Annotated in this window: 21 protein-coding genes and 1 pseudogene; 9 read left to right on the top strand and 13 right to left on the bottom strand. The window is 71.4% G+C overall.

Annotation, left to right across the window (positions count from 1 at the left end):
- Nucleotides 1-147: 147 nt before the first annotated feature.
- Complete coding sequence (locus ACFOW4_RS10770) at nt 148-642, top strand: hypothetical protein (protein ID WP_377526700.1); 495 nt, start codon at nt 148-150, stop codon at nt 640-642.
- Between the two features lie 41 nt (nt 643-683).
- Here ACFOW4_RS10770 and ACFOW4_RS10765 read toward each other — a convergent pair whose 3' ends face one another.
- The 3 genes from ACFOW4_RS10765 to ACFOW4_RS10755 form a co-directional block, all read right to left on the bottom strand.
- Entirely contained in the window at nt 684-1997 is a 1314-nt protein-coding gene (locus tag ACFOW4_RS10765; RefSeq protein WP_377526697.1) for an MFS transporter, read from the bottom strand.
- Between the two features lie 79 nt (nt 1998-2076).
- Nucleotides 2077-3129, bottom strand: coding sequence for a hypothetical protein (locus ACFOW4_RS10760; protein WP_377526695.1), 1053 nt, complete (start codon nt 3127-3129; stop codon nt 2077-2079).
- 381 nt (nt 3130-3510) lie between these two features.
- Entirely contained in the window at nt 3511-4335 is an 825-nt protein-coding gene (locus tag ACFOW4_RS10755; RefSeq protein WP_377526693.1) for a phytanoyl-CoA dioxygenase family protein, read from the bottom strand.
- A gap of 129 nt (nt 4336-4464) precedes the next feature.
- Between ACFOW4_RS10755 and ACFOW4_RS10750 the strand changes: the two genes are divergently transcribed.
- Nucleotides 4465-5316 carry an AraC family transcriptional regulator gene (locus ACFOW4_RS10750; protein WP_377526692.1) on the top strand — a complete coding sequence of 284 codons (852 nt, stop codon included), beginning with the start codon at nt 4465-4467 and terminating at the stop codon, nt 5314-5316.
- Here ACFOW4_RS10750 and ACFOW4_RS10745 read toward each other — a convergent pair.
- A complete protein-coding gene (locus ACFOW4_RS10745) occupies nt 5303-7711 on the bottom strand; it encodes a beta-galactosidase (protein WP_377526690.1) in 2409 nt (802 codons plus the stop codon). The two genes, ACFOW4_RS10750 and ACFOW4_RS10745, sit on opposite strands and share 14 nt — an antisense overlap.
- 117 nt (nt 7712-7828) lie before the next feature.
- Here ACFOW4_RS10745 and ACFOW4_RS10740 point away from each other — a divergent pair, with 117 nt between their 5' ends.
- From ACFOW4_RS10740 to ACFOW4_RS10720, 5 genes are all read left to right on the top strand, one after another.
- Nucleotides 7829-8860 carry a LacI family DNA-binding transcriptional regulator gene (locus ACFOW4_RS10740; protein WP_377526689.1) on the top strand — a complete coding sequence of 344 codons (1032 nt, stop codon included), beginning with the start codon at nt 7829-7831 and terminating at the stop codon, nt 8858-8860.
- Complete coding sequence (locus ACFOW4_RS10735; RefSeq protein ID WP_377526687.1) at nt 8857-10530, top strand: ABC transporter substrate-binding protein; 1674 nt, start codon at nt 8857-8859, stop codon at nt 10528-10530. The genes ACFOW4_RS10740 and ACFOW4_RS10735 overlap by 4 nt, the downstream gene beginning before the upstream one ends.
- Nucleotides 10531-10596: 66 nt before the next feature.
- Nucleotides 10597-11592 (top strand): ABC transporter permease, encoded by a 996-nt coding sequence (locus ACFOW4_RS10730; RefSeq protein WP_377526686.1) that lies wholly within the window; start codon nt 10597-10599, stop codon nt 11590-11592.
- A gap of 22 nt (nt 11593-11614) precedes the next feature.
- Nucleotides 11615-12544, top strand: coding sequence for an ABC transporter permease (locus ACFOW4_RS10725; protein ID WP_377526684.1), 930 nt, complete (start codon nt 11615-11617; stop codon nt 12542-12544).
- 1 nt (nt 12545) lies between these two features.
- Nucleotides 12546-14423 (top strand): ABC transporter ATP-binding protein, encoded by a 1878-nt coding sequence (locus ACFOW4_RS10720; protein ID WP_377526683.1) that lies wholly within the window; start codon nt 12546-12548, stop codon nt 14421-14423.
- 15 nt (nt 14424-14438) lie between these two features.
- Here the strand turns inward: ACFOW4_RS10720 and ACFOW4_RS10715 are convergent, their stop codons facing one another.
- From ACFOW4_RS10715 to ACFOW4_RS10705, 3 genes are read right to left on the bottom strand one after another with little or no spacing between them, the layout of a single operon-like run.
- The gene (locus tag ACFOW4_RS10715) at nt 14439-15974 is read right to left on the bottom strand and encodes an alpha-amylase family glycosyl hydrolase (protein WP_377526681.1); all 1536 of its coding nucleotides are present in this window, start codon (nt 15972-15974) and stop codon (nt 14439-14441) included.
- A complete protein-coding gene (locus ACFOW4_RS10710; protein ID WP_377526680.1) occupies nt 15971-17761 on the bottom strand; it encodes a xylan 1,4-beta-xylosidase in 1791 nt (596 codons plus the stop codon). The genes ACFOW4_RS10715 and ACFOW4_RS10710 overlap by 4 nt, the downstream gene beginning before the upstream one ends.
- A gap of 2 nt (nt 17762-17763) precedes the next feature.
- The gene (locus ACFOW4_RS10705) at nt 17764-19620 is read right to left on the bottom strand and encodes a xylan 1,4-beta-xylosidase (RefSeq protein WP_377526679.1); all 1857 of its coding nucleotides are present in this window, start codon (nt 19618-19620) and stop codon (nt 17764-17766) included.
- A gap of 78 nt (nt 19621-19698) precedes the next feature.
- Between ACFOW4_RS10705 and ACFOW4_RS10700 the strand changes: the two genes are divergently transcribed.
- Both ACFOW4_RS10700 and ACFOW4_RS10695 read left to right on the top strand, forming a co-directional pair.
- The gene (locus ACFOW4_RS10700; RefSeq protein ID WP_377526677.1) at nt 19699-19932 is read left to right on the top strand and encodes a hypothetical protein; all 234 of its coding nucleotides are present in this window, start codon (nt 19699-19701) and stop codon (nt 19930-19932) included.
- Between the two features lie 222 nt (nt 19933-20154).
- The gene (locus ACFOW4_RS10695; protein WP_377526822.1) at nt 20155-20469 is read left to right on the top strand and encodes a hypothetical protein; all 315 of its coding nucleotides are present in this window, start codon (nt 20155-20157) and stop codon (nt 20467-20469) included.
- An 11-nt stretch (nt 20470-20480) separates the two neighbouring features.
- Here the strand turns inward: ACFOW4_RS10695 and ACFOW4_RS10690 are convergent.
- The 6 genes and pseudogenes from ACFOW4_RS10690 to ACFOW4_RS10665 all read right to left on the bottom strand — a co-directional run.
- Nucleotides 20481-20700: pseudogene (locus tag ACFOW4_RS10690) on the bottom strand (helix-turn-helix domain-containing protein); the annotation flags it as partial.
- A 330-nt stretch (nt 20701-21030) separates the two neighbouring features.
- Nucleotides 21031-21441 (bottom strand): cupin domain-containing protein, encoded by a 411-nt coding sequence (locus ACFOW4_RS10685; protein WP_377526676.1) that lies wholly within the window; start codon nt 21439-21441, stop codon nt 21031-21033.
- 456 nt (nt 21442-21897) lie between these two features.
- The gene (locus ACFOW4_RS10680; protein WP_377526674.1) at nt 21898-22713 is read right to left on the bottom strand and encodes a BPL-N domain-containing protein; all 816 of its coding nucleotides are present in this window, start codon (nt 22711-22713) and stop codon (nt 21898-21900) included.
- A gap of 15 nt (nt 22714-22728) precedes the next feature.
- A complete protein-coding gene (locus tag ACFOW4_RS10675) occupies nt 22729-24111 on the bottom strand; it encodes a heparan-alpha-glucosaminide N-acetyltransferase domain-containing protein (protein WP_377526673.1) in 1383 nt (460 codons plus the stop codon).
- Nucleotides 24108-24860, bottom strand: coding sequence for a BPL-N domain-containing protein (locus ACFOW4_RS10670; protein ID WP_377526671.1), 753 nt, complete (start codon nt 24858-24860; stop codon nt 24108-24110). The genes ACFOW4_RS10675 and ACFOW4_RS10670 overlap by 4 nt, the downstream gene beginning before the upstream one ends.
- Entirely contained in the window at nt 24860-25669 is an 810-nt protein-coding gene (locus ACFOW4_RS10665) for a dimethylarginine dimethylaminohydrolase family protein (protein ID WP_377526670.1), read from the bottom strand. Before ACFOW4_RS10665 ends, ACFOW4_RS10670 begins: the two co-directional genes overlap by 1 nt.
- Between the last annotated feature and the right edge of the window lie 50 nt (nt 25670-25719).

Genomic DNA, 25719 nt, shown 5'->3' with positions numbered 1-25719 from the left:
CCGGGAAGAAGCGAAGCTGATTGGCGCGGGCGGCCGTGACTGGCATGATCATGCGACCCGGACGGCGACCGGCCGGATGCCGCAGCTACCGAAGGTGAAGCAGTGGGACTTTTCAGACGGCGACCGTTGACTCCCGTCGGGCGGCTCATGGCCGCCGCTGGGCTGCCCACTGCGGGCGGCGAGATCCCGGTGCGGGACGTCGTCATGGACGTGGTGCAGCGTAGGAGCGGGCGGGTCAGGGCAACCCTCGCCGTCGTCGAGGAGTTGCTGGTTGAGGAGGGCGACGCGTCGCGTGTCGCGCTGAGCTTTCTCGAGGATCTTCAGAACGCGGCGTCGCACGGGACGGAGGGCCTGTTCACCACGGAGGAGCTTCTGCTGTTGCGCGGACCCCGGACGGTGGAGGGTTGGGAGACGGTGGACCAGTTCTGGGCCGCTGTCGTCGCTTGGTGCGACCAGAACGGGGTCGAGCTGGAGTCGAGTGAGTCGCTCCGCGCCGTCGAGCATCCGGCACTGCGGTCGATCATGTGGCCGTCGTGCCGGAGCCTCGCCGACGGGCGACGGGTGGGTCTCAGCAATGTGGTGCTGTACGAGAAGGCGGTTGGCGTGCCGATGGCCGGCTTCGGTCAGCACCCGACGGCATGACGGGACGTTTCGGCGATCCTACGGCCATGGCCATCCACTGATCACTCTTGAGGCCTCGCCTCGCAGTTGCTGGTTGATCGGCGCGTGGAACTACGTGCGAACGTCGCGCGGTTGAGGGGCGTTCCACTTTGGTCCGTTACAGCGTCGTCGGCCACGGCGAGGCGGATCACGAGTGGACCACGACGTCCCAGCGCCCACACGATGAGCGCGAAGCAGCAGAGCGGTGCTCCCGTGATCGTGACCGCTGTCCAGCCGCCCACGGACCAGAGCGTGGTCGCGGCGGCGGAACCGACAGCAGCGCCAATGAAGTTGCCGGTGCCTAGCGCGGTGTTGAGTCGGCTGCGGGCCTCGTGGGAGAGGGCGAACAGCCGCGCCCGGTTGAGAAGGGCCTGCGTCTGGAGAGCGACATCGATCATGATGATGGCGATGACGACAAGTGCGACGGAGCGGCCGGCGTGCGCCGCGACGACGAAGGCGCCGAGGGCCAGTACCCAGGCCGCGCCGGTGGCCGGAAGCGACCAGCCGCGGTCGTGCAGGCGGCCGCCGTGCAGGCCGGAGAGGACACCAGCGAGGCCGGCCAACCCGAACAACCCGATCACCGCTACCGGGTACCGGAACGGTGGGCCGCTGAGCAGGAACGTCAGCGCCGTCCAGAACAGCGAGAACACGGCGAACCCTGTGGCGGCCAGGACCAGCGTCCACCGGGCCGCCCGTTCGCGCAGGACCACCGCGCCGACCGAGGCGATGAGCTGCGGATACGGCATGCGCGTCCGCGGTGCCAGCGGTGGAACCGCGCGGTAGAGCAGGACCGCGAGCAGGACGGCGACGACCGCGGCGAGGGCGAAAATCGTGCGCCAACCGGCAGCGTCGGCGACGAACCCGCTGACCGTGCGGGAGGCCAGGATGCCGGTGAGGGTACCGGAGCCGACAGTGCCGACGATCCGACCGCGGTGGGCGTCGCCGGCCAGGTCCCCGGCGAGCGGTGTGAGGACCTGCCCGGAGATCGTCGTCATGCCGAGCACGCCCAGTGCGAGAAGGAGTACGCCGATCGACGGCGCCAGCGCGCACAGCAGCAGTGCGGCGGCCGAGGTCAGCAGCATCACCGGGACGAACCGGCGGCGGTCCAGGACGTCGCCGAGCGGCACGAGCAGCAGCACGCCGACGGCGTACCCGACCTGCGTCGCGGTGACGAGCCAGCCGGCCGTCGCGGTCGCGGCGCCCAGATCGCCTGCGATGAAGCCGAGTAGCGGCTGCGTCCAGTACAGGTTGCCAATGGCCGCTCCCGCCGCCACCGCGAACAGGAACGTCAGCCGGCGGCTCATCTCCGACGGCGGTGCCATGCGGGATGCTGCCATCCTGCCACGCTAGGTCGCGGGATCAAGGCGCAGGAGAAGCCGCACACCTCCGCCGTGTCTGCTGGCGCAAGCACGCCGCTCAGGTGTCAGCCATCGGTGCCGGCGCGAACAGGGGCGGCACCGGATCGGCTGCCTGGATCGCGGCAACGACCTGGGTCAGTTGCGGGTAGTCGCCGCCGGCCGCCCTGATGAGGGTGTCCGCGTCGGCGCGGTTGCCGAGGTGACACTCGGCGATGGCCCGCAGGAGAAACGCGACGCTGCACAGGTCTGGTGGATCACCACCCGGCCGAGTGTAGAGAAGCAGCGACCGCGCATGCTCCGGCCGCTGGTTGAGCAGGTGGGCCAGGCTCATGGCGACACGAGCGGACAACATGTGCGGCTGCACGTGGATGGCGAGCTGGGCCAGTTCCGAAATCTCCAACACCTCTCGGTGTTCGACCGGCGATCCGTTCACCACTGCGTCGTACAGGTACCACAACCCGAACTGGACGGTAAGCACCTGCCCGATCGCGGCGGCGGCCGTGGGATCGGTGCTGCCGGCGCGAGCCAACGCCGCGAGCCGCTCGGCGTCGGCGAGGAATTCCGCCGCGGACTGGGCGTGTCCCGTGCTCAAGCGCCGTTGGAAGGCAGCGAGCGCGAGCCGCGGATCGTTGCCGTCGCGAACCGGGTCCCCGAGACAATCGTCGTCGGCCTCTGCTCGGGCCATCGTCCGCAACGTCCTGGTCACCTCCTGCTGGTAGTAGCCGGCCCGTAGCGCGGCGCGGGTGGCTGTTGGTGCCGAGAGCCAGCGAAGCAGCTTGCGGCCGTCACTGTGGGGCGCCGTCGCGGGAACGAGATTGACCACCCCGAGCAGCGCCGCGAGAAGTGCTGCGCCGAGCAGCGCGAGGCGTGTCAGCGGTGTGCTCGTCAACGCTGTTGCGGTGACGAGCACCATCGCGGTGCACGGGTTCGTCACTGGGCCACCGAGGTGGAACAGCACCATCCGCAGCGGCAACGCGGTCGCCGACGGCGCCGGCCGGACGGACACTTCGTTCCGCCATCCGGTGAAGGGTGCGATACGGACCGCGACGATCGGCAGACGCAGCAGCTTCGCCGCGACGAGGTGCCCGCATTCGTGCAGGACGATGTGCACCCACAACGACAGGCAGGTGAGGCCGACGGCGGCGATCGCAACCCGTCACGGACTCGGTGACGAGCAGCGCGAACGCCACCGCCTCCAACACCAACAGGGTGGACGCGGCGACCAGCCGTCGGCGGGGGGAGATCACCGGGAGATGGTACGGCCGGACACGTAGGGGCCGAGGTCCTTGCCGTACGCACGTCGCAGACGGCGACGCCGGTCGCGATGCGCGCCGGGGAACGCCGTCCTCCTCAGCGTCGTGCGCTGGTTCCCGCGCCCGGTCGCGCGGACGCCCCCGGCGACACTCCGGGCGCGGACACCGGGCTGGTCGGCTGCGGTCGGCCCGACCGCGTCGGTGCGTGGCCGATGACGGTGACCCGCCGCTGGCCGGGCTCAGCCGGTCATGGGCAGGAGGGGGTTCAGTTCGGTGGCGGCCACATCGCCGGGCCTCGCGCCGGGCAGCCAGGTGGCCAGGTCGTTGGCCTGCGCGGGGTTGGCCGGCGGGGTGACGGTCAGGCCGTCGGCGAACCAGATCACGGTCATCACCTCCCGCATGCTCGTCGACGCGTTGGGCAGGGCCTTGTGCACGGTCCAGCCTGAGTGGAAGGTGGCGTCTCCGGCCGCCATCGGGATCGGCGCGGCGATCGGGAACCGCCGATCGGAGACGAGCCGTTCGAAGTGCTCCTCGGACGCGTCGGAGATGACGACGTCACTGAGCGGACCGGCGGTGTGGCTGCCACTGGCGAAGCACATGCCGCCCGCCTCGGGACTGACGTCGACCAGCGGCATCCACATGGTGATGCACCGATGCCCGTCCAGCGGCCAGTACATGGCGTCCTGGTGCCAGGGCGTGTGACCGCCCTGCGGCTCCTTGAACAGCGCCTGGTCGTGGTACAGCCGAACCCGCTCGACGCCCAGTAGTGCGGCGGCCACGCCCGCGAATCGGCTGGCCAGGCTGAACTGGGCCGCCGCAGGGTCGTGCCGCCACAGATTTACGACCTGCAGGAACGCGCGACCGTAGGTGTCACGCTCGTCGATCGGCGTGTCCTCGGTGCTCAGCCGCCGTACGCCGGCCGCGATCACCTCACGGAAGTCGGAGACCTCGCCGGCGGTCGCGACGGCGCGCAGCCGGACGTGACCGTCGCGCCGGTACGACGCCAGGTCCGCGCCGGACACCGGGTACGGGCTGGTCAACGGCGGCAGGTGGGTGATGGTCATGGTGCGATCTCCCTTGGCTCGGTGATGCTGTCTGGTCGTGCGATGCGGTGCCGACAGCCCACCAGAGGGCTGATGGCCACTCCCGGAACGACCTGGCAGCAGGGGTACGTTCTGGTCTACCGTCTCGGGATGGCACCCGCTGCGGAGGTGGTGTCCCGACGCGGCGTCGCGCGTCTGGGGCACATCCGACTCGCGGGGCGGATCGAGGGTGGAACCGGGATCCCGAGCCGTGCAGCGCGCAGCTATCCGTCCTACGCCCTGACCTATGTCACCGCCGGGGCCGGCCGGTACCGGGACGCGACGCATGACGTCCCCGTGACGCCCGGCACGCTGATCCTCGTCTTTCCCGGACTGCCGCACTGGTACGGCACGGCAGGCGACGCCACCTGGGACGAGACGTTCCTCGTCTTCGACGGGCCGTTGTTCGAGCTGGCCCACCGCGCAGGCGTCGTCGATCCCGCCCAACCGGTGCACACGGCGTTGCCGGTGGCCCTGTGGCAGGCACGCTTCGACGCCTTCCGACGCCGCCCCCGTGCCTCGTCACCGGGGGACGGTGACAGCGAGGGGTTGGAACTGTTGGGCCTCATCGTGGACGCAATTAGCGCCGCCGGCAGGACGAGGGAAGGCGCACAGGCCGGCTGGTTCGCCCGCTCGGTCGAACTGCTCGAGAGTGACCTGGAAACGCACATCGGGATGCCGGAGGTGGCCCGAGCGGTCGGAATGCCGTACGAGACCTGGCGTCGAGCCTTCCGCGCCCGTGCAGGTACCGGTCCGCAGCAGTACCGGAACCGGCACCGGCTGGAAACCGCAGCGGAACTGCTGGGGCACACGTCGATGAGCACGAGAGACATTGCCGCCGTCCTGGGATTCAGCGACGAGCGGCACCTCATCCGTCGCTTCCGCGCCCGCACCGGCATGACCCCGCGGCAGTTCCGGGACAGCAGACCCGCCGCGGGGGCTCACGCCCTCAGGCCACGCTGATCCGCACCGGGTCGTCGTCGGGCCCGCCGGGAAGCCGCACGGTCACCCGCCCCTGCTCGACGTGCACGCTGCCGCGGCTCGCGGTGACCGGCCGATCGGTAGCCAGGACCACCTCGTCGTCGCCCTGGGTGGGGCGCAGCAGCACCGTGTTCCGCTCGCGGGAAACCAGTTCGCAGGTCGTCTCCACCAGCGTGGCGGCGCCGACCCGGATCCCGTACGGCAGGATCAGCCCGGTGCGGGCGGGCACTCGCAGCCGCCGGCCGGCCAGCACCGGGACGCCCTGCCAGGCGAGCGTGAGGGTCACCGCGGACGGTGCCACGTTGACCAGGTGCAGCAGCCGCTGTCCCGCCGGGTCCACGGTGGAGGTGAGCACGAGACCGGGCCCGTCGGCGTTCGCGGCCAGCCGCTGGCGCACCCCGAGCCGCGCCGCCGCCGCGTGCCAGAAGTCCAGGTCGCAGGGGACGTCGGCGGCGATCACCAGCGCTCGCCCGGCGCCCACGGCGACCTCCACCGCGCACGGCTCGCCGGAGCCGATCTCGACGAGCACGGGCTCGGCGGCGGGGCCGGCCAACCGCTGCGCGTAGCCGACCCGGACCTCGGCCGGGCCCGCCGCCCAGCCCTGCCCGACCACCGACGGAAAGGACTGCGGCCCGTCATCGACGCGGCCGGTGACGCGCAGCCCGAGCGCGTCGGCGAGCAGCGTGCACGGGGTGCCGTCGTGGTCGCGCTCCGGCAGGACGCCGTGCAGCAGCAGCCGTCCGCCGCCGTGCAGGTGCTCGACGAGGCGCTGCTGCACCTCCCGCCCGAGCGTGGCGGCGCTGGCCAGTGCGATCACCGGCGGCGTGTCCGCCGGCAGCGGCGACTGGAGGTCGACGGCCGGGAACGAGTGTCCGGCGAGCAGCAGCGCCCGGGCGAGCACGTCGCGCGGACCCATCCCGCGGAATCGTTCCAGGTCGGCGACCTGCGCGGCCCGCGACGCCGAGGCAGGGTGGTGGTATTCGGTCAGGTAGTGGTCGGGCACGAAACCGAGCGCCAGGCCGTCGTTCTCCTCGTCGGAGTCGGCGAGCAGGTCGGCGACCCCGCGTACGGCGTGCAGTGCGCGTCGGGCCGCGGCGTAGGTCGGGTTGAGCCGCCCTTCCGGGTCGACGGGGGCGGCGAAGCCGTGCCGTTCGCCGGTGAACGCGATCCGGTCGTTGCCGTCGCCCACCGGCTCGGCCAGCGGCGGGTTGTATCCGCCCGCGAAGAGGTAGAGGTTGATCAGCCGGTTGCCCTGCGCCACGCAGAGCCGAGCCTTCAGCTCGATGGCTTCCGGTGGGTAGAGCGTGGACAGGTCCTGGCCGTAGTCGCCGTTGCCCGCCTCGAACTCCAGCGACATCGGCGGCTGGTGGGCGTCGTGCACGGCGGCCAGGAAGGCGTTGCTGACGTACAGGTCGGCGACGTTCGTGACGGTGAGATCGCCGAGGTAGTAGTCGGAGCCGGAGGTGAGCTGCGGCTGACCGCGGTAGGCCTCGAAGAGCTGGCTGATGCCGATCGGGAAGGTCCGGCCCCGCCCGCCTCCCGTGCCGTGCACGTTGATCAGGAGTGGCACCCCGGTGACTCCGTGCCGTTCGGCGGACTCGCGCAGCGTGACCACGTACCGCCGGAACCGGTCACGCATGTAGCGGCCCAGGTCGTAGTGGACCGTCAGCGACCGCGCCTCGGCCGGGGTGCGCAGCGCCGCAGCCCAGGCCTCGGGGTCGCTCGGGTCGGCGCCGACGCGCTCGGCCGCGACGTCCTTGCCGTACCGGTCGACGGCCCAGCGCCGCAGGTCCTCGCAGACGACGTCGGTGAGGTCGGGGGAGTTGGTCACCCAGGACAGCATCCCGATCTCGTTGTCCAGCTGGACGCCGATCACCGGCCCGCCGCGGTCGGCGAGCCGCTCGGCGATGACCGGCATCACCTCGGCGTACCAGCCCTCGGCTGCGGCCAGGAACTCCGGAGCCAGGTAGTCGATGGTCCGGGTCTCGACGGTCCGGCCGTCCCAGGTGGTCGGCAGCAGGTGGGGGTGCTCGTCGTACAACCGGTAGGGGATGCCCTCGTTCTTGACCTCGGCCATGATGAACGGGCCGGGCCGGACCAGCGCGTGCAGGCCCCGCTCGTGGGCAAGGTCCAGGAAGCCGGCGAGATCGCGCTGCTCGTGGGTACGACCGGTCAGGTCCACGCTGCCGTCGGGCAACTCGTGCCAGAGCCAGGGCACGTAGGTCGCCACGGTGTCACCGCCGCAGTCACGCAGCCGGTCGAGTCGGTCCGCCCACTGCGCCCGGGGCAGCCGGAAATAGTGCACTTCCCCGGCGAGCAGCAGCCGGGGTCGACCGTCGACGACGATCCTGCGGTCCTGGAGAAGAACTCGCGACATGCGTTGACTCTTCCTTTCGGCCGATCTTCCGGCGGTCCCTCTTGTGGTCTGACCGACGCCCTGCCTATGGTGCCCTGAAACCGGTTTCTGTCACGCACGTTACGGATAGAGGAAGTCATGGGCAATAGTCGGGTCACGGTTCGGGAGATCGCCCGGCTGGCCGGAGTCTCGGTCGCCACGGTGTCCCGGGTCTCCAACGGCACCGGTCAGGTGTCGGAGGAGATGCGCCGCCGTGTCCTGGAGGCCATCGAGGAGCATGGCTACCGGCCGGACCACCTCGGCCGAGCGCTCGCCGCAGGCCGGCACGGCGCGCTCGGCCTGGTCTTCCCCGGCCTGTCCGGCCCGTACTTCACCGAACTGATCCAGGGCTTCGAGTCGGAGGCCGTCCCGGCCCGGGCCAGCGTGCACATCCTCTGCACGCATCTGCGCGAGGACTCCGACAACCAGGTGCTGGAGATGGCCCGCCGGGTCGACGGCATCGCCGTCATCGGCGGCACCATCTCCGAGCCGGCGCTTTCCCGGCTTGCCACGATGGTCCCGGTCGTCGTCCTTGCCGGCCAGGGCCCGGACACGGTCTCCTCGGTCAGTGTCGACAACGCCCCGGCCATGACCCGGCTGACCCGGCACCTGCTGGTCGACCACGGCCTGCGCCACCTTGCCTTCGTCGGCAACCCGGACGGGTCGCCCGACGTCAGCGAGCGGTGGGCCGGCTTCCGAGCGGCGTACCGGGAGTTGGACCTCACCCCGCCCGCTGAACCGGTCCGGGTCGCCATGCAGCAGCCGGACGGCGTACTCGCCGCCGAGCGGCTGCTCGTCGGCGGCACCGCCCCGCAGGCGGTGGTCTGCGCCAACGACGAGATCGCCATCGGCGTCCTCGTCGGGGCCCTCGGCCGAGGGCTGCGCGTACCCGACGACCTCGTCATCACCGGCTTCGACGACGCACCCATCGCCGCGCTCGTCTCGCCGTCGCTGACCACCGTGCGGCAACCGATCCGGGATTTGGCCGCCGAGGCCGCCCGGCAGATCCTCAGCGCCGCCGCCGACTCCCACGCGGCGGCACCCCAGCGCATCGTCCTCCCCACCGAGTTCGTCGTGCGCCGCAGCTGCGGCTGCCCGACGGAATCCCCCACTGGAGGTAACGGCAAGTGAAACGATCGAGACTGGCCCGGTTCGCCGCGGTGGCTGCGGCCGTCGCCTTGGCGGCCAGCGGCTGCACCGGCACGGAACAGAAGTCCGGCCCCGGCACCGACGGCCGAATCGCCTACCTCGACTACGGCGACTTCGGCGGCGGCAGCAACCCGCAGGCCAACTACAACCCCTACCTGGACGCCAGCCGGCTCGGCGCCACCGAGTACGTCTTCGAGCAGTTGATCGCCTACGACAACTACGGCTGCCAGGCCAAGCCCTGGCTGGCCACCGAATGGACGTGGAGCGACCCGCAGACGCTGGTCTGGAAGCTGCGCCAGGGCGTGAAGTGGAACGACGGCAAGCCGTTCTCGGCCGACGACGTCGCCTTCACCTACGACATGCTCAAGCAGCACAAGGCGCTCGACACCAAGGGAATCTGGCGGTACCTGAGCGCGGTCGAGGCGACCGACCCGCAGACCGTCACGATGCGCTTCGCCCAGCCCGGCGCGGCGGCGTTCACGCTGTTCGGCGAGATCAAGATCGTGCCCAAGCACGTCTGGTCGGCCGTGGGTGACCCGGTGACCTTCCCCAACGCCGAGAAGCCCGTCGGCACCGGACCCTTCACCGTCAAGGCCTTCAACCCCCAGCAGCTCACGCTCGGCCGCAACGCCGACTACTGGCAGGCCGACAAGGTCAAGGTCGACGAGCTGCGGTTCCACAAGGCCGACGGCGGCGGCCAGATCGACCAGCTCAAGCTCAGCCGCGGCGAGTACGACACCAACGCCATGTTCGTGCCGGACATCAAGAAGGCGTACGTCGACCGGGACCCCGAGCACAACAAGTACTGGTTCCCCTCCGGCGGCTCGATCAGCGTCTACATGAACCTGACCAAGGCGCCGTTCAACGACACCGCCTTCCGCAAGGCCCTGGTGCCCGCGTTCAACCGGCAGGAGATCGTCGACAAGGCGCAGCTCGGCTACGTCAAGCCGGCCAGCCAGACCGGCCTGGTGGTTCCCGGGCAGGCCGAGTGGCTGCCCAAGGACATCCCCAACCAGGGCGTGGCCGGCTACGACGCGGCCCGGGCCGACGCCGACCTGACCGCCGCCGGCTACCCGAAGAACGGCGCCGGCAAGCGGGTCGGCAAGGACGGCAAGCCCATCGCCTTCAGTTTCCGGGTCCCCGGCGCCTGGACCGACTGGGTACAGGCGCAGCGCATCATCGTGGCGAACCTGAGCGCGCTCGGGTTCACCGTCCGGGCCGAGACGCCCACCCCCGAGGCCTACGAGAACGACCGGGCGATCGGCAACTACGACATGCTGCTCGGCGTGCACGGTGGAAGCTGCAACATGTTCCGCAACTTCCAGGAGCCGCTGGCCAGCGACCAGTCCGCACCGATCGGCAAGAAGGCGGTCAGCAACTTCGTCCGCTGGACCGACCCCCGCACCGACCAGCTGATCGACACCCTGCGCACCGCCACCGACGAGGCGGGCCAGAAGGCCGCCGTCGCCGACCTGACCCGGGTCATGACCGAGCAGGTGCCGATGATCCCGCTCTGGTACGGCGCCAAGTGGTTCCAGTACCGCACCGCGAAGGCCACCGGGTGGCCCAGCGAGGAGAACCCCTACGCCGCGCCCAGCGACAACCTGCTCATCATCACCAACCTGCGGCCCGCCGGAACCAACGCCAAGTAAGCCGATGGCCGGCCGGCGCGCCACCCCGCACGCCGGCCGGCCCGTCCCCCGGAAGGGAGGGTCCCGGTGGCCTACTTCGCCCGACGCTTCGTCTTCTTCCTCGGCACCCTGTGGGCCGCCGTCACGCTGAACTTCCTGATCCCGCGACTGCAACCCGGCGACCCGGCCGAAGCCATCGTCTCCCGGCTGGCCGGGCAGAGCGAGAGCATCGACCCGGCCCAGCTGGAGGCCATCCGGACCATGCTCGGCGCTCCCGACGGCAACCTCTTCGACCAGTACCTGCAATACCTCGGCGCCGTGGTCCAGGGCGACTTCGGGGTGTCGTACACCTACTTCCCCTACAGCGTCACCCACATGATCGGTGAGGCGCTGCCGTGGACGGTGATCCTGGTCGGGGTCACCCAGATCATCTCCTTCATCGTCGGCACGCTGCTGGGCACCTGGGCCGCGTACCGCCGCAACAGCCGGGTCGACTCGATCATCACCCTCGGCTCGACGTTCCTCGGCACGCTGCCGTTCTTCTGGCTCGCCCTGCTGCTCATCTACGTCTTCGCGATCACTCTGCGCTGGTTCCCCGAGCGCGGTGGCTACGGCGGCGGCAGCAGCCCCGGCTGGAGCTGGATCTTCATTTCCGACGCCTTCCAACACAGCGTGCTGCCCGCCGTCGCGCTGCTGATCACCGGCCCGATCGGCTGGATCATCGGCATGCGCAACAACATGGTGCAGAGCCTCGGCGAGGACCACGCCCGCCTCGCCGTCGCCCGCGGCCTGCCCCGGCGGCGCATCGCCCTCACCTACGGCGCCCGGATCGCGATCCTGCCCAACGTCACCGGCTTCGCCATCGCGCTGGGCAGCGTCCTGGGGGGCACCGTCCTGGTCGAGACGGTCTTCAACTATCCGGGCATGGGCCGGCTGCTGCTGGAATCGGTGTCCAGCCGGGACTATCCGCTGATGCAGGCGATCTTCCTGTTCACCACCGTCGGCGTACTGGTGGCCAACTTCCTCGCCGATCTGCTGTACGGGTTCCTCGACCCGCGGGTGCGAAAGGCGCAGACGGCATGACCGAGCGGACCAAGGAGCTGTCATGAGCACACCCGCTCCCGCCGTACCGGCCCGGGGCACGGACACCGAGGGCCTCCAGGTCACCGCCACCGAGCTGGCCCGGCGCAGCCGGCTGCCCGGCTGGTTGCTCATCCTGTGGCGCAACCGAAAATGCCGCATCGGCCTGCTGATGCTCGGCGCCTTCATCGTGGTCGCGATCTTCGCCCCGCTGATCGCGCCGTACGGCCCGCGCGACGACGACTTCCCCACCTCGCTCGGCCCCACCGGCGGTCACTGGCTCGGCACCACGGCCCAGGGCGAGGACGTCTTCTCCCAACTCGTCGTCGGCGCGCGCACCTCACTGATCGTCGGGCTCGCCGCCGGGCTGCTCTCCACACTGATCGGGCTGGTCATCGGGCTGACCGCCGGTTACCTGCAGGGCTGGGTCGACGAGGTGCTCTCCTTCCTGATCAACCTCGGCCTGGTGGTGCCGGCGCTGCCGCTGATGGTGACGCTGGCCGCGTACGCGCCGGTCCGTGGCCTATGGCTGATCATCTTCGTGATCAGTGTGACCGGCTGGGCGTACGGCGCCCGGATCAAACGGTCGCAGATCATCACCCTGCGCACCCGCGACTACATCACCGCGGCCCGCTTCGCCGGAGACGGCACCGCCCGGATCATCGCCCGCGAGATCGTGCCCAACATGACCTCGCTGATCGTGGTCGGCTTCATGGGTGCGGCGCTCGGCGCGATCGGCGGCGAGGCGGGCCTGGCGTTCCTGGGGCTCGGCGACCCGCAGACGGTCAGCTGGGGCACCATGCTCAACCAGGCCAGCCTCGGTGGCGCCCTGCTCACCGGGCAGTGGGCCTGGCTGATCGCCCCCGGTCTGGCGCTGTCGCTGCTGATCACCTCGTTCACGCTGATCAACTTCGGCATCGACGCGCTGAGCAACCCCCACCTCCGGGAGGAATGACATGGCCCTGCTCCAGGTGGAGAACCTCTCCGTCACCTACACGCCGCGCGACCAGCCGGCCAACCGCGCCGTGCACGACGTCTCGTTCAGCATTGACGAGGGCGAGTTCGTCGGCTTGCTGGGCGAGTCCGGCTGCGGCAAGTCGACGCTGGGCAACGCCGTCCTGCGGCTGCTCTCCCCACCGGCCCGCATCAGCGGCGGCCGGGTCACCTTCGACGGCGTCGAGCTGACCACCGCCGGCGAGGACCAGTTGCGCGAGCTGCGCTGGACCAACCTGTCCACGGTCTTCCAGAGCAGCATGAACTCGCTCAATCCGGTGATCCGGGTGCAGGCGCAGTTCGCCGACACCTTCGCCGCGCACAAGATTCCCGGTGACGTCACCGCGCGGGCCACCGAGCTGCTCGACCTGGTCTCGCTGGACTCCCGGGTGCTCAAGGCGTACCCGCACGAACTCTCCGGCGGCATGAAGCAACGCGTGGCGCTGGCCCTGGCGCTCGCCCTGCGCCCCAAGCTCGTGCTGCTCGACGAGCCGACCACCGGACTCGACGTGGTCGTGCAGCGCAGCATCCTCACCCGACTGGCCGAACTGCGCCGCGAGCTGGGCTTCGCCGTGCTCTTCATCAGCCACGACCTGGGCACGGTGCTGGAGATGGCCGACCGGGTGATGGTGATGTACGGCGGCGAGATCGTCGAGAACCGCCCGGCGGCCGGCATGCTGCACGAGCCGCGGCACCCGTACACCCGGGGCCTGCTCGGCTCGTACGCCGACCCGCGCCTGCCCGACGTGCAGGTCACCTACATCCCGGGCCGGCCACCGGATCTGTCCCGGCCGCAGGTCGGCTGCCTGTTCACCCCACGCTGCCCGCACGCCGAGGACGCCTGCCGTCAGGTCCATCCCGAGTTGCTGCCCGACCACGGCGGGCTGGTCCGCTGTCTGGTGGCCCAGGAGAACCGGCTGCCCGTGGTGCAGCTCGGCGCGGCGGACGCCGCCGCCACGATCGGCAGCCACTTCCCGGCCACCGGCGCCCTGACCGACCCCGCCGACACCCCCGACGCGGCGGCCGAGGCCGTCCTGTCCGTCGACCGGGTCAGCAAGCGCTACACCAGCCGGCATGGGCTGCGCACCAGCAGCGTCGATGCCGTTCGCGACGTGTCGCTCACCCTGCACCCCGGCCGGGTCACCGCCCTGGTCGGGCAGAGCGGCAGCGGCAAATCGACGATCGCCCGACTGATCACCGGCGTTGAACGCCCCACCGCCGGCGAGGTGCGCTTCAGCGAAGGCCCGGGCGCGCAGGTCCGCGTGGACCGGCTGCGCGGACGGAGACTGGTCGACTACCGCCGGCACGTCCAGATGGTCTTCCAGGACCCGTTCAGCGCCCTCAACCCGACCCGGACGGTGGCGTACGCGCTGTCCCGCCCGCTGGTCAACTTCGCCGGCCTGCGCGGCCCCGCGATCCGGGAACGCTCGGCGCAACTGCTGGAGAGCGTCGGACTCTCCCCGGCCGGACAGTTCCTCGACAAGCTGCCGCACCAGCTCTCCGGCGGGCAGCGCCAGCGGGTGGTGACCGCCCGGGCCCTCGCCCCCGACCCGCGGGTGCTGATCGCCGACGAACCCATCTCGATGCTGGACGTCTCGATCCGCGCCGAGATCCTGGAGCTGCTCGGCGAGCTGGTCCGCAACCGGCGGCTCGCGATGCTCTACATCACCCACGACCTGCTCAGCGCCCGGCTGCTCGCCGACGAGGTGCTGGTGCTCAACCAGGGCGTGCTGGTGGAGCGTGGCCCCACCCGGGAGGTGATCGGGGCGGCCCAGGACGACTACACCCGGCTGCTGCTCGACTCGATCCCCAACCCCTTCGCCAAGGCCGCCCGCTCGTAGCGACGCCGGGAGGGGTCAACCCAGCCAGGCCGCCGACCGGGCGGGCAGCCTCGGCCCGTCCACCGGTGCGCTGGCGAGCAGCACCGACCCGTACGGTCGATGGTCGACGGGCGTGTCACCGAGGTTGACCAGGCAGGTGGGACCGTCGGCGCCCCGGCGAAACGCGAGGCAGCCCGGCGGCGCGTCCAGCCACACCACCTGCGCCGGCCGGCCCCGCCAGCACCGCTCGCGCAGCCGCAGCGCCGCCCGGGTCAGCGCCAGCGCCGACGTCGGATCATCGGCCTGCCGAGCCGCCGAGAAGCCACCCCAGCCGGCCGGCTGCGGCAGCCACGGCGTCGAGCCGACCGGCCCGAAGCCGTACGGCGCGGGCCCGTCGGTCCACGGCAGCGGCACCCGGGCGCCGTCGCGGCCACGCTCGGCGCCGCCGGAGCGGCGGAACACCGGGTCGCGGATGTCGTCGTCGGCCAGCGCCACCTCGGGCAGGCCCAGCTCGTCGCCGGCGTAGAGGTACACCGCGCCGGGCAACGCGAGCATCACCAACAGCATGGCCCGGGCACCGTCGCGGCCCCACCGCTGCGCCGCCCGGCTCACGTCGTGACTGCCGTGCACCCAGGCCGGCAGCCGGCCGTGCCGGGTGGTGGCCGCGAGCAGCGCGTCCACCCCCGCCCGCCAGGGCTCCGGCCGCAGCGGCCAGTAGAGCGGGTCCATCGCGAAGGCCTGTCCCAACTCGTCCGGGCGCAGGTACGGCCCGATCACCTCCGGCCCGCCCCAGGTCTCGGCCACACCGAGCCGGTCACCCGGATAGGCGGCGAGCTGCCGCGCCCACCGGCGGTAGATCTCGTGCACCTCGTCGCGATCGCTGTACGGCGACGGGTCACCGGCCCGCCAGCCGGCGGGCAGCTCCGGGTAGGCCGGGTCCTTCACCAGCGAGCCCGCGGCGTCGAAGCGCACCCCGTCGACGCCGCGGTCGAGCCAGAACCGCAGCGTGGCCGCCGCGTCCGCGGCCACCTCGGGATGCGCGTGGCGCAGGTCGGGCTGCTCCACGTCGAACAGGTGCAGGTACCACTCGCCGTCGCCGAACGGCGCCCACGCCGGCCCGCCGAAGATGGACCGCCAGCCGTTCGGTGGCAGCTCCCCGGCGACGCCCCGGCCGGGCCGGACGTGGAACCGGTCCCGCTCCGGTGCGCCGGGCCCGGCCGCGCGGGCCGCGATGAACCACGGATGAGCGCTGGAGACGTGGTTGAGGACCAGGTCGACCACCACCCGCAGGCCGAGCCGGTGGGCGTCGGCGATCAGCCCGTCGAGCTCGGCGAGCGTTCCCATGCGGGGGTCGACGGCGCGGTGGTCGGACACGTCGTAGCCGCCGTCGTGGTCCGGGCTGGGATAGAACGGGGTCAGCCAGACCGCGTCGACGCCGAGGCCGGCCAGGTAGGGCAGTCGGGACCGGGCGCCGGCCAGGTCGCCGAGGCCGTCGCCGTCGGCGTCGGCGAAGGAGCGCAGGTAGACCTCGTAGGTGACGGCCTCGCGCCACCAGGGTCCGGTGCCGGTCATCGCGGGGTCAGCTCCAGCAAGGAGATCGACGGCAGGGGCAGGGTCACCGGCAGCTCGAGGGTGCCGCGATCCGGCGTGCGGGTCACGGGTGGGGTTGCGTCGGCGAGCCGGTCGGCGGCCCGCAGCGCGGCCCACTGCGCGTCGGTCGGCCACCCGTCGACGCCCAGGCGCCGCGCGGTGGCGGAGAGGTTGGACGTCTGATCGTCGAGCCGCCGGTGCCGCACCTCGTACGCGCCGTGCGGCAGCCCGTCGATGCGCAACCGCACCGACCGCTGTAGCCGGGCGCGTTGGTCGGGCCGGTCGAGCACGCCCTGGTCGAGGGTGCCGTTCCAGAGCACGACGGCGATCCGGCCGGTGTCGGGGTCGAGCGAGGGCCACGCCCGCACCAGCGCGCCGGCGCCGTCACCGGCGAGCCGGGCGGCGAGCTGTACCGGGGCGAGTTGCTCCAGCATCCACAGCGCCCAGTAGCGCGGCTTGGCCAGGCCGCCCACCGACAGCAGCCCGAACCCGCCGTGCAGCAGCGCGGTCGGTCGGCCCAGCTCCTCGAAGTGGTCGCTGGCCACCCAGCAGGCGAGTGACGCCACCCGGCCGGCCGCCTCCTGCATCCCGGTGGCCACGAAGGCAGCCGAGAGCACCGAATCGTTGATCGGGGCGAAGTGGGTGGGGGAGGGGCCCCACTCGGTCCAGTGCAGCGGAGTGCCGGCCCGGCCGTGCCGGGCCAGCGTCGTGCGCAGGTCCAACGGTGGGCTGCCGTAGACGTGGGTGGAGAGGAAGTCCAGCGGGGCGCCGGAGGCGTCGATGTGGTCGAGGAACGGCTCGATCCACTTCGTCGCGGCGGTCGCCGGCCCGCCGATCGGCAGGCCGGGACAGGCCTCCCGCACCGCGCGGGCGGTGACGTCGTACATCCGCAGGTAGTCCTCCCGACTGCCGGTCCAGAAGCACTCCAGGTCGGGCTCGTTCCACACCTCGACCGCCCAGCGGCGCAGCTCGGCGTCGCCGACGCGGGCGCGCAGGTGCCGGATCAGGTTCCCGACCAGCGCCGCCCACCGGTCCCAGTCGCGCGGTGGGCTGGACACGCCCGCGGCGGTGACCACCCGTGACGGGTCGCGGGCCAGCGCCCGGGGCGTGAACGACAGCTCCAGCACCGGCCGCAGCCCGGTCGGTGCCAGCGCGTCGAGCACCGCGTCGATGCCGGTGAAGTCGTGCAGCGGGCGGCCGTCGACCTCGCGGTAGACGCCGAGGTCGTCGCCGAGGATGCCGTGCGCCCGGACCCGCTCGACCCCCAGCTCGCGGTGCACGCGCCCGAGCGCGGCGGCGAGCCCCGCGCCCATCTCCTCGCCGCCGACCCGGTCGGCGCTGAGCAGCAGGCTCAGATGTTCGGAACCGATCATGTCCCGCCACGGGCGGTGCACCGGCCCGAGCGGGCAACCGGCGTCGACGGTCACCTCGACCACACCGTCGCCGTCGGCCCGGGCGGCGACCGGCACCGACGGCGGCCCGAGAGCGCCGTCGCCGGGCCGGTCCGCGTCGAACACCGGGCGAACCGCGTACCGCACGGTCCGCCCGGGCTCAACTGTGGTGTCCGCGTACGGCGGACCGGGCACCGCCAGCAGGTCGCCGCCGCGATGATCGATCACCTGGTACGGGTCGTCGCCGTCGGCGCGGTGCACCAGGTAGCCCACGGCGTCGGGCAGCCGGTCCCAGTCGACGCTCACCTGACCGCGCCCGGCCCACACCCGCGGTCCGTGTGACCCGTCGCCTGCGGACGCCTCGGAGGGGAAGGTCACGCTCAGCTCCCGGCGACCTCGATCAGCACCGCCCCCGGCTGGGGCAGGTGTAGCTCCACCACCGCGGCCCCGCCCCGAGCGCGGGTGTCGACCTTCTCGACCGGCAGCGAGTCGGCGGCGCGCAACGCGTCCCACTGCTCCCCGACGGGCCAGTCGGCCACGCCGAGCTGCTCGGCCAGCGTGGTGACGTCGCCGTGCTCGCGGTCGAGCCGGGTCACCGTCACCGTCCGGCCGGCGGCCCCGTCGACGGCCAGCCGGATCTGCCGGGCCAGCGCCGGGTCACCATCGCGCTTGGACTGGTCGAGGGTGGAGGCCCAGAGCAGGATGGCGAGGCTGCCGTCGGCGCGCCGGCTGGCCCAGCTCTGCACCAGCCCGTCCGCGCCGTCTCCGGAGGCCCGGACGCTCAGCTCGGTCTCGCCCAGCTGGGCGAGCATCCGCAGGGCGTGGTAGCGGGGCTTGGCGATGCCGCCGACGGTGATGAGACCGAAGCCGCCGTGCAGCAGCCGGGGCGGGCGGCCCAACTCCTCGAAGTGGTCGCTGGCGACCCAGTAGGAGAGCGCCTCGACCCGACCGGCGGCCGAGCGCATCCCGCTGAGCAGGAAGGTCGCCGCCGAGGTGCCGTCGTTGACCGGGTGGAAGTGGGTGGGCGTTACGCCCCACTCGGTCCACAGGATCCGCGCGTCCGAAAAGCCCAGCCGGTGCAGGGTCGGGCGCAGGTCCAGCGGCGGGCTGCCGTAGGTGTGGGTGGAGACGAAGTCGACCGGCGCGCCCGAGCGGTTGGCGTGCTCCAGCAACGCGTCCACCCAGCCGGCGGCGGCCGACGACGGCCCACCGACGGGGATCCGCGAGTCGACGTCCTTGACCGCCTTGGCGGTGACGTCGTAGAGCCGCATCCACTCGTCCCGGGTGCCGGACCAGAACACCTCCAGGTTGGCCTCGTTCCACACCTCGAAGTCCCAGCTCAGCACCGTCTCGCCGTACCGCTCCAGCAGGTGCGCGACGAGTGCCCGGACCAGCTCGGCCCAGCGGTCCCAGTCCTTGGGCGGGGAGATGACGCCGCGGTACTCGAAGACCGTCCGATCGGGGTCGCTGGCCAGGTCGCGGGGCATGAAGCCGATCTCGACGACCGGCCGCAGGCCGATGGAGAGCACCAGGTCGTAGACCCGGTCGACGCCGGTGAAGTCGATCACCGGCGCGCCGTCCACCTCCCGGTAGACGCCCAGGTCGTCATGGAGGATCGAGTGGGCGCGGACCGTCTCCACGCCGATCTCCTCCCGGATGCGGCGCAGCGCGGCGAGCAGCTCACGGCCGATCTCCCGGCCGCCGGAGGTGTCCGTGCAGAGCAGTTGGGACAGCCGCTCGCTGCCGATCATCGGTTGCCACGGCCGGGGCAGTGGCACGCCCTCGTCGGCGGCGTCGACCCGCAGCGTGACGGTCGGGGCGTTGCCCTCGGCCGGCAGCGCGGCGGCGTGGATCGGGGCGCTGAGCGGACCGGTCACGGTGACCTCGGGGACGGCGGCCACCGCGTAGGCGTACGGCGTGCCGGGCTCGCCGGTGGTGTCGACGTACCAGGTGTCGGGCACCGAGAGGACGTCGCCGCCGAGGTGGTCGACCGGGGTGAGTTCACCGATGGGTACGCCGTCGCGCAGCGGTGCGCGGTGCACCAGGTAGCCGACGGCGCCGGAGACGGGCGACCAGGACAGTCGAACGTGGCCGACCCCGGCGGTGGCCGCCAGGTCACCGGGCGGGGCGAGCAGTGGGATCCCGCTCGTCGTGCCCGCCTCATCGCTGCGCAGCGCGATGCGGGCCTCCCAGTCGGATCGTGCGTCTGCCGGCTGGTGGTCGCTGGTGCTCGTCACCGGGGCACCTCCAGGGGTGTGGAGTGGTCAGGTTCGAGCACTGTAACCGGTTTCTGCGACGGTCGCGCCTGTGGTCCCATGACTTTTGTTCGCCGTGCCCTGCCGGGCGAGCGGGACGAGTACCTCGCCACCGAGGACGTCACCTGGCGCGGCGGGCTGCGCCAGGCCGACGGCGACGGCAACGGCGACCTCGACACCAGCCTCGTCGCCTCCGACGAGGCCTACCGCAGCGGCCGCTCCTACAGCAGCGCATCGGATACGGCGTCTTCGGGCCGGCGCTGTTCGCGACCACCGACGACATGGACTGGCTGAGCCGTCGTGCGCGGTGAGGCTGCACGAGCCAGACCCCCACGCGATCAGCCAACCTCGATGCGGCGAATCGCTGCGATCTCGTCGATCCAACCGCTCAACTCGGTGATCTTGACGACGTCGCCGGTTCTCGGAGCGTGGATGATGAGTCCTTCGCCGAGGTACATGCCGACGTGCGTGGGTTGGACATGGTGCCTTGGCTGCCGGGGATGAGGATTCAGGACCTTGCCGCTGCCCTCGCAGGTCAACACGCCGGTCGGGCTGACGGCCGTGCACGGTGGGCAGGTCTTCTTCAGCCGGGAGCCCCGATTCTGGCAGGCGCTCGACGAGGTGATGGCGCCCGGTGGCTGGATCCTCCACGAGCGCAGCGTCAGTGCCCTGGTGCGCCACCAGTGGCTGCCGTATCCGGTGCAGCACCACGCGGAACTGCTCGGCCTGGTTGCGCACCGGCCCACCGGCTCGGCCGCCGGAGGCACGTTCCTCAACTGGTGCGAGTGGCAGTTTGGCAGTGCCCTCACCGCCGAGTTCTTCGTGCCATAGGCCGAGAAAGTTTGAAGACCTATCGCGTTGAACGCATGGATCACATCGCGCACCGTTTCCTCGTGCGCGGCGACCAGCCTGGCGATCGCCGACACCGGCGTCCCCGACGCCGACCATGATGATCAACGCCCGGCGGACCCGCACCGAAACCTGCTTGCCCCGCCGCACCAGTTGCTGCAGCCCGCGGCCCTCGTCCTGCGTCAACCGCCGTGCCCGTACCGGCTCGGCCAACCCGCCAACCCCATTCTCGGCAGCCAACACACCGCCGTCGAGAGTGAGCCCCCACCGGCCGCTGCGAGCGGACGCCACGGCGTGTCACCGACCCGGTGAACGTTCATGGACGGCGCACTAGGACTGCCACGCGTCCTGCAACGGGGAGTGCTCACCCGCCAGCTGCTACCGAACCCGAGCCTGCCGCGACCGACCCGGCGACTGTTATCAGCAGCGGGCCGCGACGAGGACAGTCGCCGGGTCGACGATGCGGACGGACCCCCACCAGACGAGGCGCTCAGAGCTTACAAGTGAGGGGTCGACGGCCACGATCTGGAATGCTGGTGGTCATCATGGCTGGGTGACTCGCAGATGTCGTCGTTCGGCCAGTTCCTCTTCGCTGACCACGGTCAGAATCGGAGTTCCGGGTGGCGCGAACATGGTCACCACCAGCTGCGACTGTGCGTCCGGAAGGTTGTTGGCGCCCTGGTAGTGGATGACGTCGCCCCCGGGCTCGAACAGGGCGTCACCGGCCTTGAGTATCCGGGGCGGCTGCCCTTCCAGCTCGAAGAGGATCTCGCCCTGCGTGACGTAGCCGAAGAGCGGCCCGGGGTGTCGGTGCGGCGGCGCGCCGGGGTCGCCGGGCGCCAGGGTGACTCGGATGGTCCTGGCCTCGGCGCCAGCCGGGATCAGGGCCGTCGCCTCCGGCAGGGTCGTGATTACTTCAACGCCTGGGGGCAGGTGTGCGTGCTCAGCGCTCATGTATTCCTCCAAACAGGGACTCTCAACAGAAAGGATCAGACGCCTTCCTGGTTGTAACAGCCCTACGCGGCCTGATGGCACTCTGGGACTGCACCGACACCTGGCTGCGGTCGTACGGCGACGAACGAGATGGTGTGCTTGCCTGCTGGCTGGGCTTGCCGGCGGACATGATGGCGAATCGAGCTCGGTCCCGTAGCCCCCGTAGCCCGGAGCACGAAGGTGCCCTGGCAGTTCGGGTATGCCTGGGAGCAGAGCCGAGGCATACGTCGACGTCGCGGGGCACGCCGAGCACATGCTGAGCCCGGCAGGGATCTGGCCCGGTGGGCTGGTTCGTGCTCGGTAGGGCCACACCCAGAGGGCGACCCGAGTTACACGTCGGTTTGGCAGGCCCCGGGGTGGCAAGCTGGTTTGGATGATTGTCCTTCGCCGGCCGAGGAGCATCGGCGAATTCACCGCTCAGCTCGCACTGTGCAGGCCGGTTCCGTCCGTGGTGCTCTCGACGAGGTCATGGCCCAGATCGAAGCGGATGCCGTCGGGGTTGCTCAGCCCAGCGTCCGCGTACCACGAGCGGTCAGCCTCGGGGTGTGGTCCGACGAGGCCGACCCGTCCGGCGCCGAAGGTGGTGACGACGGCGGCGGCGGCGCCGGTGTCGTAGGTGGCGAGCACGGTGCCCGGCGCTCCGGATCGCAGCGCGAACGTCGGCCCGTCCTGGAAGTACATGTGCCGGACGCGGCCACGCCACCGCACCGCGATTACCACGTCGTCGGTGCTGTCGACGCTCGCTCCGTCGGTGCTGATGTACTGGCCGACCTTCGCGTTGATCAGACCGAAGCCCGGATTGTCGGCGGCGAGGTACCCACCCAGACAGAAGCCGAGGTAGTGCCCGCCGTCGTGGACGAAGCCCCGGATCTCCTCGGCATAGTCACGCATCCTGCGCCAGGCCGGGTTGACGTTGCCGCCTCCGGGCTGGGCGTAGACCGCCGCTTCGGACAGCGTGCTGCGCGATATCTGCCGCTTTTCGTCGGGGCCGCAGTACTCGGTGTGGAACCCGGCCGGTGCGCTGCCCAGGAGTGCCGCCACCGCCTCCGCGCAGCCGGAGCAGGCTGCTGGACCCCGGTAGACCAGTGCCAAGGGCCGGTTTGCGGAGATCGCCGAGGCCCCGGCCCAGCCGAGCGCGGCCAGGGTGCCGGCGGCGCCCACGCCCACCAGGAGACGTCGCCGGCTGAACCTGGGCCCTTCGCCGATGAGCAGGCCCAACCTGTCCTGCCTCATGTCGATTCCTCCCGCTCAGCCGCGGCGCAGTCCCATCGCGGGGGCCTCTAACGGGCGGGCGGGGGCGGCCGCTGCCGTGTACATCGACATTCCGATGCGGCCGTGCCGTCGCCGACCGTTCCAAGTGGCCAGGCGACGAGCGCCGCGGGAGGCTGCCGTCACGACCCCTTCGAGCGGGCCACGGCCCGCGGTGGCCCACCATGCGGCTGCGAACACCAGGATGACCACGACCTGCGCGAGGTATCCGGTCGCGGGCGCGAAAGAATCGAGGTCGGAGTTGATGAACATGATGTGCCCGGTGTAGACCGTCAGTGCCATGCCGCCGGCCGCAGCCAGGGGCACCAGCAGCACGGAGATCGCCCGCCGCGGCCAGGTCGGTGTCACTCGGCCGGCGAGCAGCATGAGGGCGATCAGGGCGATCGCGCTCCCGATGGTGCCGAGCAGGTCCAGCGGTGTGCTGGTGTGTGGCGCGTCGACCGCGAGCCACCACCACGTCGAGGTCGGCGTGGTGCCGTCCCCGCCGAACGTGAGCAGCTCCGTCGTCGCGGTCGTGTCCAGCCCGCTCTTCGGCTGGGTGAGCGTGATCTGTTGCAGGCCCCCGTAGCGGTTGAGCAGGACCGACGACGCCACTGATGCCGTGGCGGCGAGGGTGATTCCGGCGACGAGCATCCCGAGGATGGTCCTCATCCGGGTCAGGGTCAGCCGCCCGATGACCAGGCCGGCACACAGGTACGCCATCCACGCCACGGCCGGATACTCCCCGGTGAGCGACAGTTCGGTGAGCAGCGCGACCGGGTTGTCGAGGAGATGCGCGAACGCGGCGTTGTCAAGACTCGGCTGCGGCAGTGGCGGCAGGACGTGAAGCAGAGCCGAAGCGCCGGCGGCCACGACCACGCCAGTGAACGCCACCAGCCAGGTCGGCAGGAACACCAACGGGGTCGCCAACAGGAACATCACCGCGTAGTAGGGCAGGATCACCGCCGCCAGGGACGCGTCGGTGTAGCCCAGTGCCAATCCGATCGCGCCGATGACCAGGGCCCGGACGATCAGCGCCGCGACGAGCCCCGAGCTGGCGGCCGGTCGGACCCGCTGTCGCTGCGTCAGGAACGCGATGCCGACCCCGGCCAGGACCGCGAACGCCGCAGCCGCTCGTCCGGCGAAGGCCGTGAACCACCAGGTGGGTTGCCCCGAGGCATCGAATTGGGGCAACGAATGCACGGCGATCATGGCGAGCATCGCGGCTCCGCGGGCGGCGTCCACGCCGAGCAGCCGGGATCGCCCGAGCGGCGGGTCCGTTCTCGCAGGTGCAACGGCGGCTCGCCGGGCTTCGGCGGCGCGTCTGTTCGCCTCAGCGGCCCGGTCGAGATCCTGCCAACTGAGCTTCGCGGTCTCAATCATGGCCTCATCACCGCGTCGATCAGGTCCAGGCCGAGATCCGCGCCGAGCCGGTCGGCGGCGGGCAACCCGGCGTCGATGTACCAGTCGTCGGTGGCCTCGGGGTGAGGGCCCACCACGGCGACCCGGCCGGCACCGAAGCCGGTGACCATCGCGGCGGTCATGCCGTTGAGGTAGGTCGCGAGGATGTCGGCCTCGGCGTTGGGCTGCAGCCAGAAGTACGGGCCGTCCTGGAAGAACAGCGTTCGCCGCCGGCCGCGCCACAAGACCGGGGCGACGGTGCTCTTCTGCGAGTCGACGGTGGCACCCAAGGAGGTGATGTACTGGTCGGTGTCACCCGGCAGGAGGGCGAAGCCGGGCGTGGCCCCGGCGAGGTAGCCGCCCAGGCAGATCCCCAGGTACCTCCCGCCGGAGTGGACGAACTGCCGTATTTCATCGCGGTGGCCCTTCAGGTGCCGGTAGCCGCGCTTGAGGCTGCCGCCGCCGGGTTGGATGTAGAGCGCGGCCCCGGCCAGCGCCCGCTGGCTCAGCGGCAGGTCCTCGTCGGGCCCGACGTAGCGGATGTCGAAACCCCACTGGCTGGACTTGAGAAGTGCCCTCACGGCCTCCGGGCAGCCGGGCAGCGTCGCCGGTCCCCGGTAGACCAGCGCGACCGGTGCGTTAGTTGGCTTCGGTGAACGGGCCGTCAGGCCATGGCCGGTGAGCGCCTGCCCGCCGGCGGCGAGCAGGCGACCGAAGGCTCCCGTGAGCATTACGACTTCGACGGGAGGGGGTTGTCGAGGGTCAGCGCCGTGCAGCGCACTCCACCCCCGCCCTTGGCGAGTTCGGTCGTGTCGAGTTCGACGACTCGCAGGCCGTGGGCGCGAAGCGCGGCGGCCAACTGCGGGGCTCCCTTGGTCATGGTCACGGTGACGCCGTCGCTGATCAGGTTGAGCGCGAAGCGGGTCGCCTCCTCGACGTTGACCTCGATCAGGTCCATGCCGAGACCGCTCAGCCGCCGGCAGCTCGGCTCATCGAGGGCCTCGGGGCAGTAGGCGAGCGCCCGCCCGGGCTCGACGACCGCGACCGCCAGGTCAAGGTCGTACCACCGGGGGCTCACCGTCTGCAGCGGCACCACCTCGTAGCCCAGCTCTCGCGCGAGGATTGCGTGCATCCGCCGGTCGGTCCGCTGGCCGTGCCCGGCGAGCAGCAGGTCGCCGCAGGCCAGGGCGTCGCCCTGGCCGCTGAACGCGTACGGCGCCTCCACAACGTCGAAATCGTGGTTGATCAGCCAGTCCTGGAAGTACGGCATCTCGGCCTTGCGCTCCGGTGGCGGTGCGCCGAGGACGGCCCGGTTGCCCCGCACCAGTGCGGCGTTGGCGGTGAAGACCATGTCCGGGCACTCTGGTGAGGACGGCACGTACTCGATGCGCCGGCCCGCCGCTCGGTGCGCGACGACGATGTTCAGGTGCTCGACCACCGCCGTCGCATGATCGGGCTGCACCTCGGTGTGCATGTACGGGTTGATCTCATACTCGACCCGGAAGTAGGCGGCGTCGGACACCAGCAGTGCCTTGTTCATTGAGCGGTTCTTCCTCTCGTGGATGGAGAACGACGGGATTGGGTTGCGGC

It is taken from the genome of Micromonospora sp. GCM10011542 (genome assembly GCF_042650685.1).
Classification (GTDB): Bacteria; Actinomycetota; Actinomycetes; order Mycobacteriales; family Micromonosporaceae; genus Micromonospora.
This window is presented reverse-complemented; position numbering and strand designations above follow the sequence as displayed.

Excerpts from the sequence above, each read along its gene's own strand:
- ACFOW4_RS10770 (WP_377526700.1), top strand. The coding sequence starts at position 148 with ATGGCCGCCGCTGGGCTGCCCACTGCGGGCGGCGAGATCCCGGTGCGG.
- ACFOW4_RS10765 (WP_377526697.1), bottom strand. The coding sequence starts at position 1,997 with ATGGCAGCATCCCGCATGGCACCGCCGTCGGAGATGAGCCGCCGGCTG.
- ACFOW4_RS10755 (WP_377526693.1), bottom strand. The coding sequence starts at position 4,335 with ATGACCATCACCCACCTGCCGCCGTTGACCAGCCCGTACCCGGTGTCC.
- ACFOW4_RS10750 (WP_377526692.1), top strand. The coding sequence starts at position 4,465 with ATGGCACCCGCTGCGGAGGTGGTGTCCCGACGCGGCGTCGCGCGTCTG.
- ACFOW4_RS10745 (WP_377526690.1), bottom strand. The coding sequence starts at position 7,711 with ATGTCGCGAGTTCTTCTCCAGGACCGCAGGATCGTCGTCGACGGTCGA.
- ACFOW4_RS10740 (WP_377526689.1), top strand. The coding sequence starts at position 7,829 with ATGGGCAATAGTCGGGTCACGGTTCGGGAGATCGCCCGGCTGGCCGGA.
- ACFOW4_RS10725 (WP_377526684.1), top strand. The coding sequence starts at position 11,615 with ATGAGCACACCCGCTCCCGCCGTACCGGCCCGGGGCACGGACACCGAG.
- ACFOW4_RS10720 (WP_377526683.1), top strand. The coding sequence starts at position 12,546 with ATGGCCCTGCTCCAGGTGGAGAACCTCTCCGTCACCTACACGCCGCGC.
- ACFOW4_RS10715 (WP_377526681.1), bottom strand. The coding sequence starts at position 15,974 with ATGACCGGCACCGGACCCTGGTGGCGCGAGGCCGTCACCTACGAGGTC.
- ACFOW4_RS10700 (WP_377526677.1), top strand. The coding sequence starts at position 19,699 with ATGACTTTTGTTCGCCGTGCCCTGCCGGGCGAGCGGGACGAGTACCTC.
- ACFOW4_RS10685 (WP_377526676.1), bottom strand. The coding sequence starts at position 21,441 with ATGAGCGCTGAGCACGCACACCTGCCCCCAGGCGTTGAAGTAATCACG.
- ACFOW4_RS10680 (WP_377526674.1), bottom strand. The coding sequence starts at position 22,713 with ATGAGGCAGGACAGGTTGGGCCTGCTCATCGGCGAAGGGCCCAGGTTC.
- ACFOW4_RS10675 (WP_377526673.1), bottom strand. The coding sequence starts at position 24,111 with ATGATTGAGACCGCGAAGCTCAGTTGGCAGGATCTCGACCGGGCCGCT.
- ACFOW4_RS10670 (WP_377526671.1), bottom strand. The coding sequence starts at position 24,860 with ATGCTCACGGGAGCCTTCGGTCGCCTGCTCGCCGCCGGCGGGCAGGCG.
- ACFOW4_RS10665 (WP_377526670.1), bottom strand. The coding sequence starts at position 25,669 with ATGAACAAGGCACTGCTGGTGTCCGACGCCGCCTACTTCCGGGTCGAG.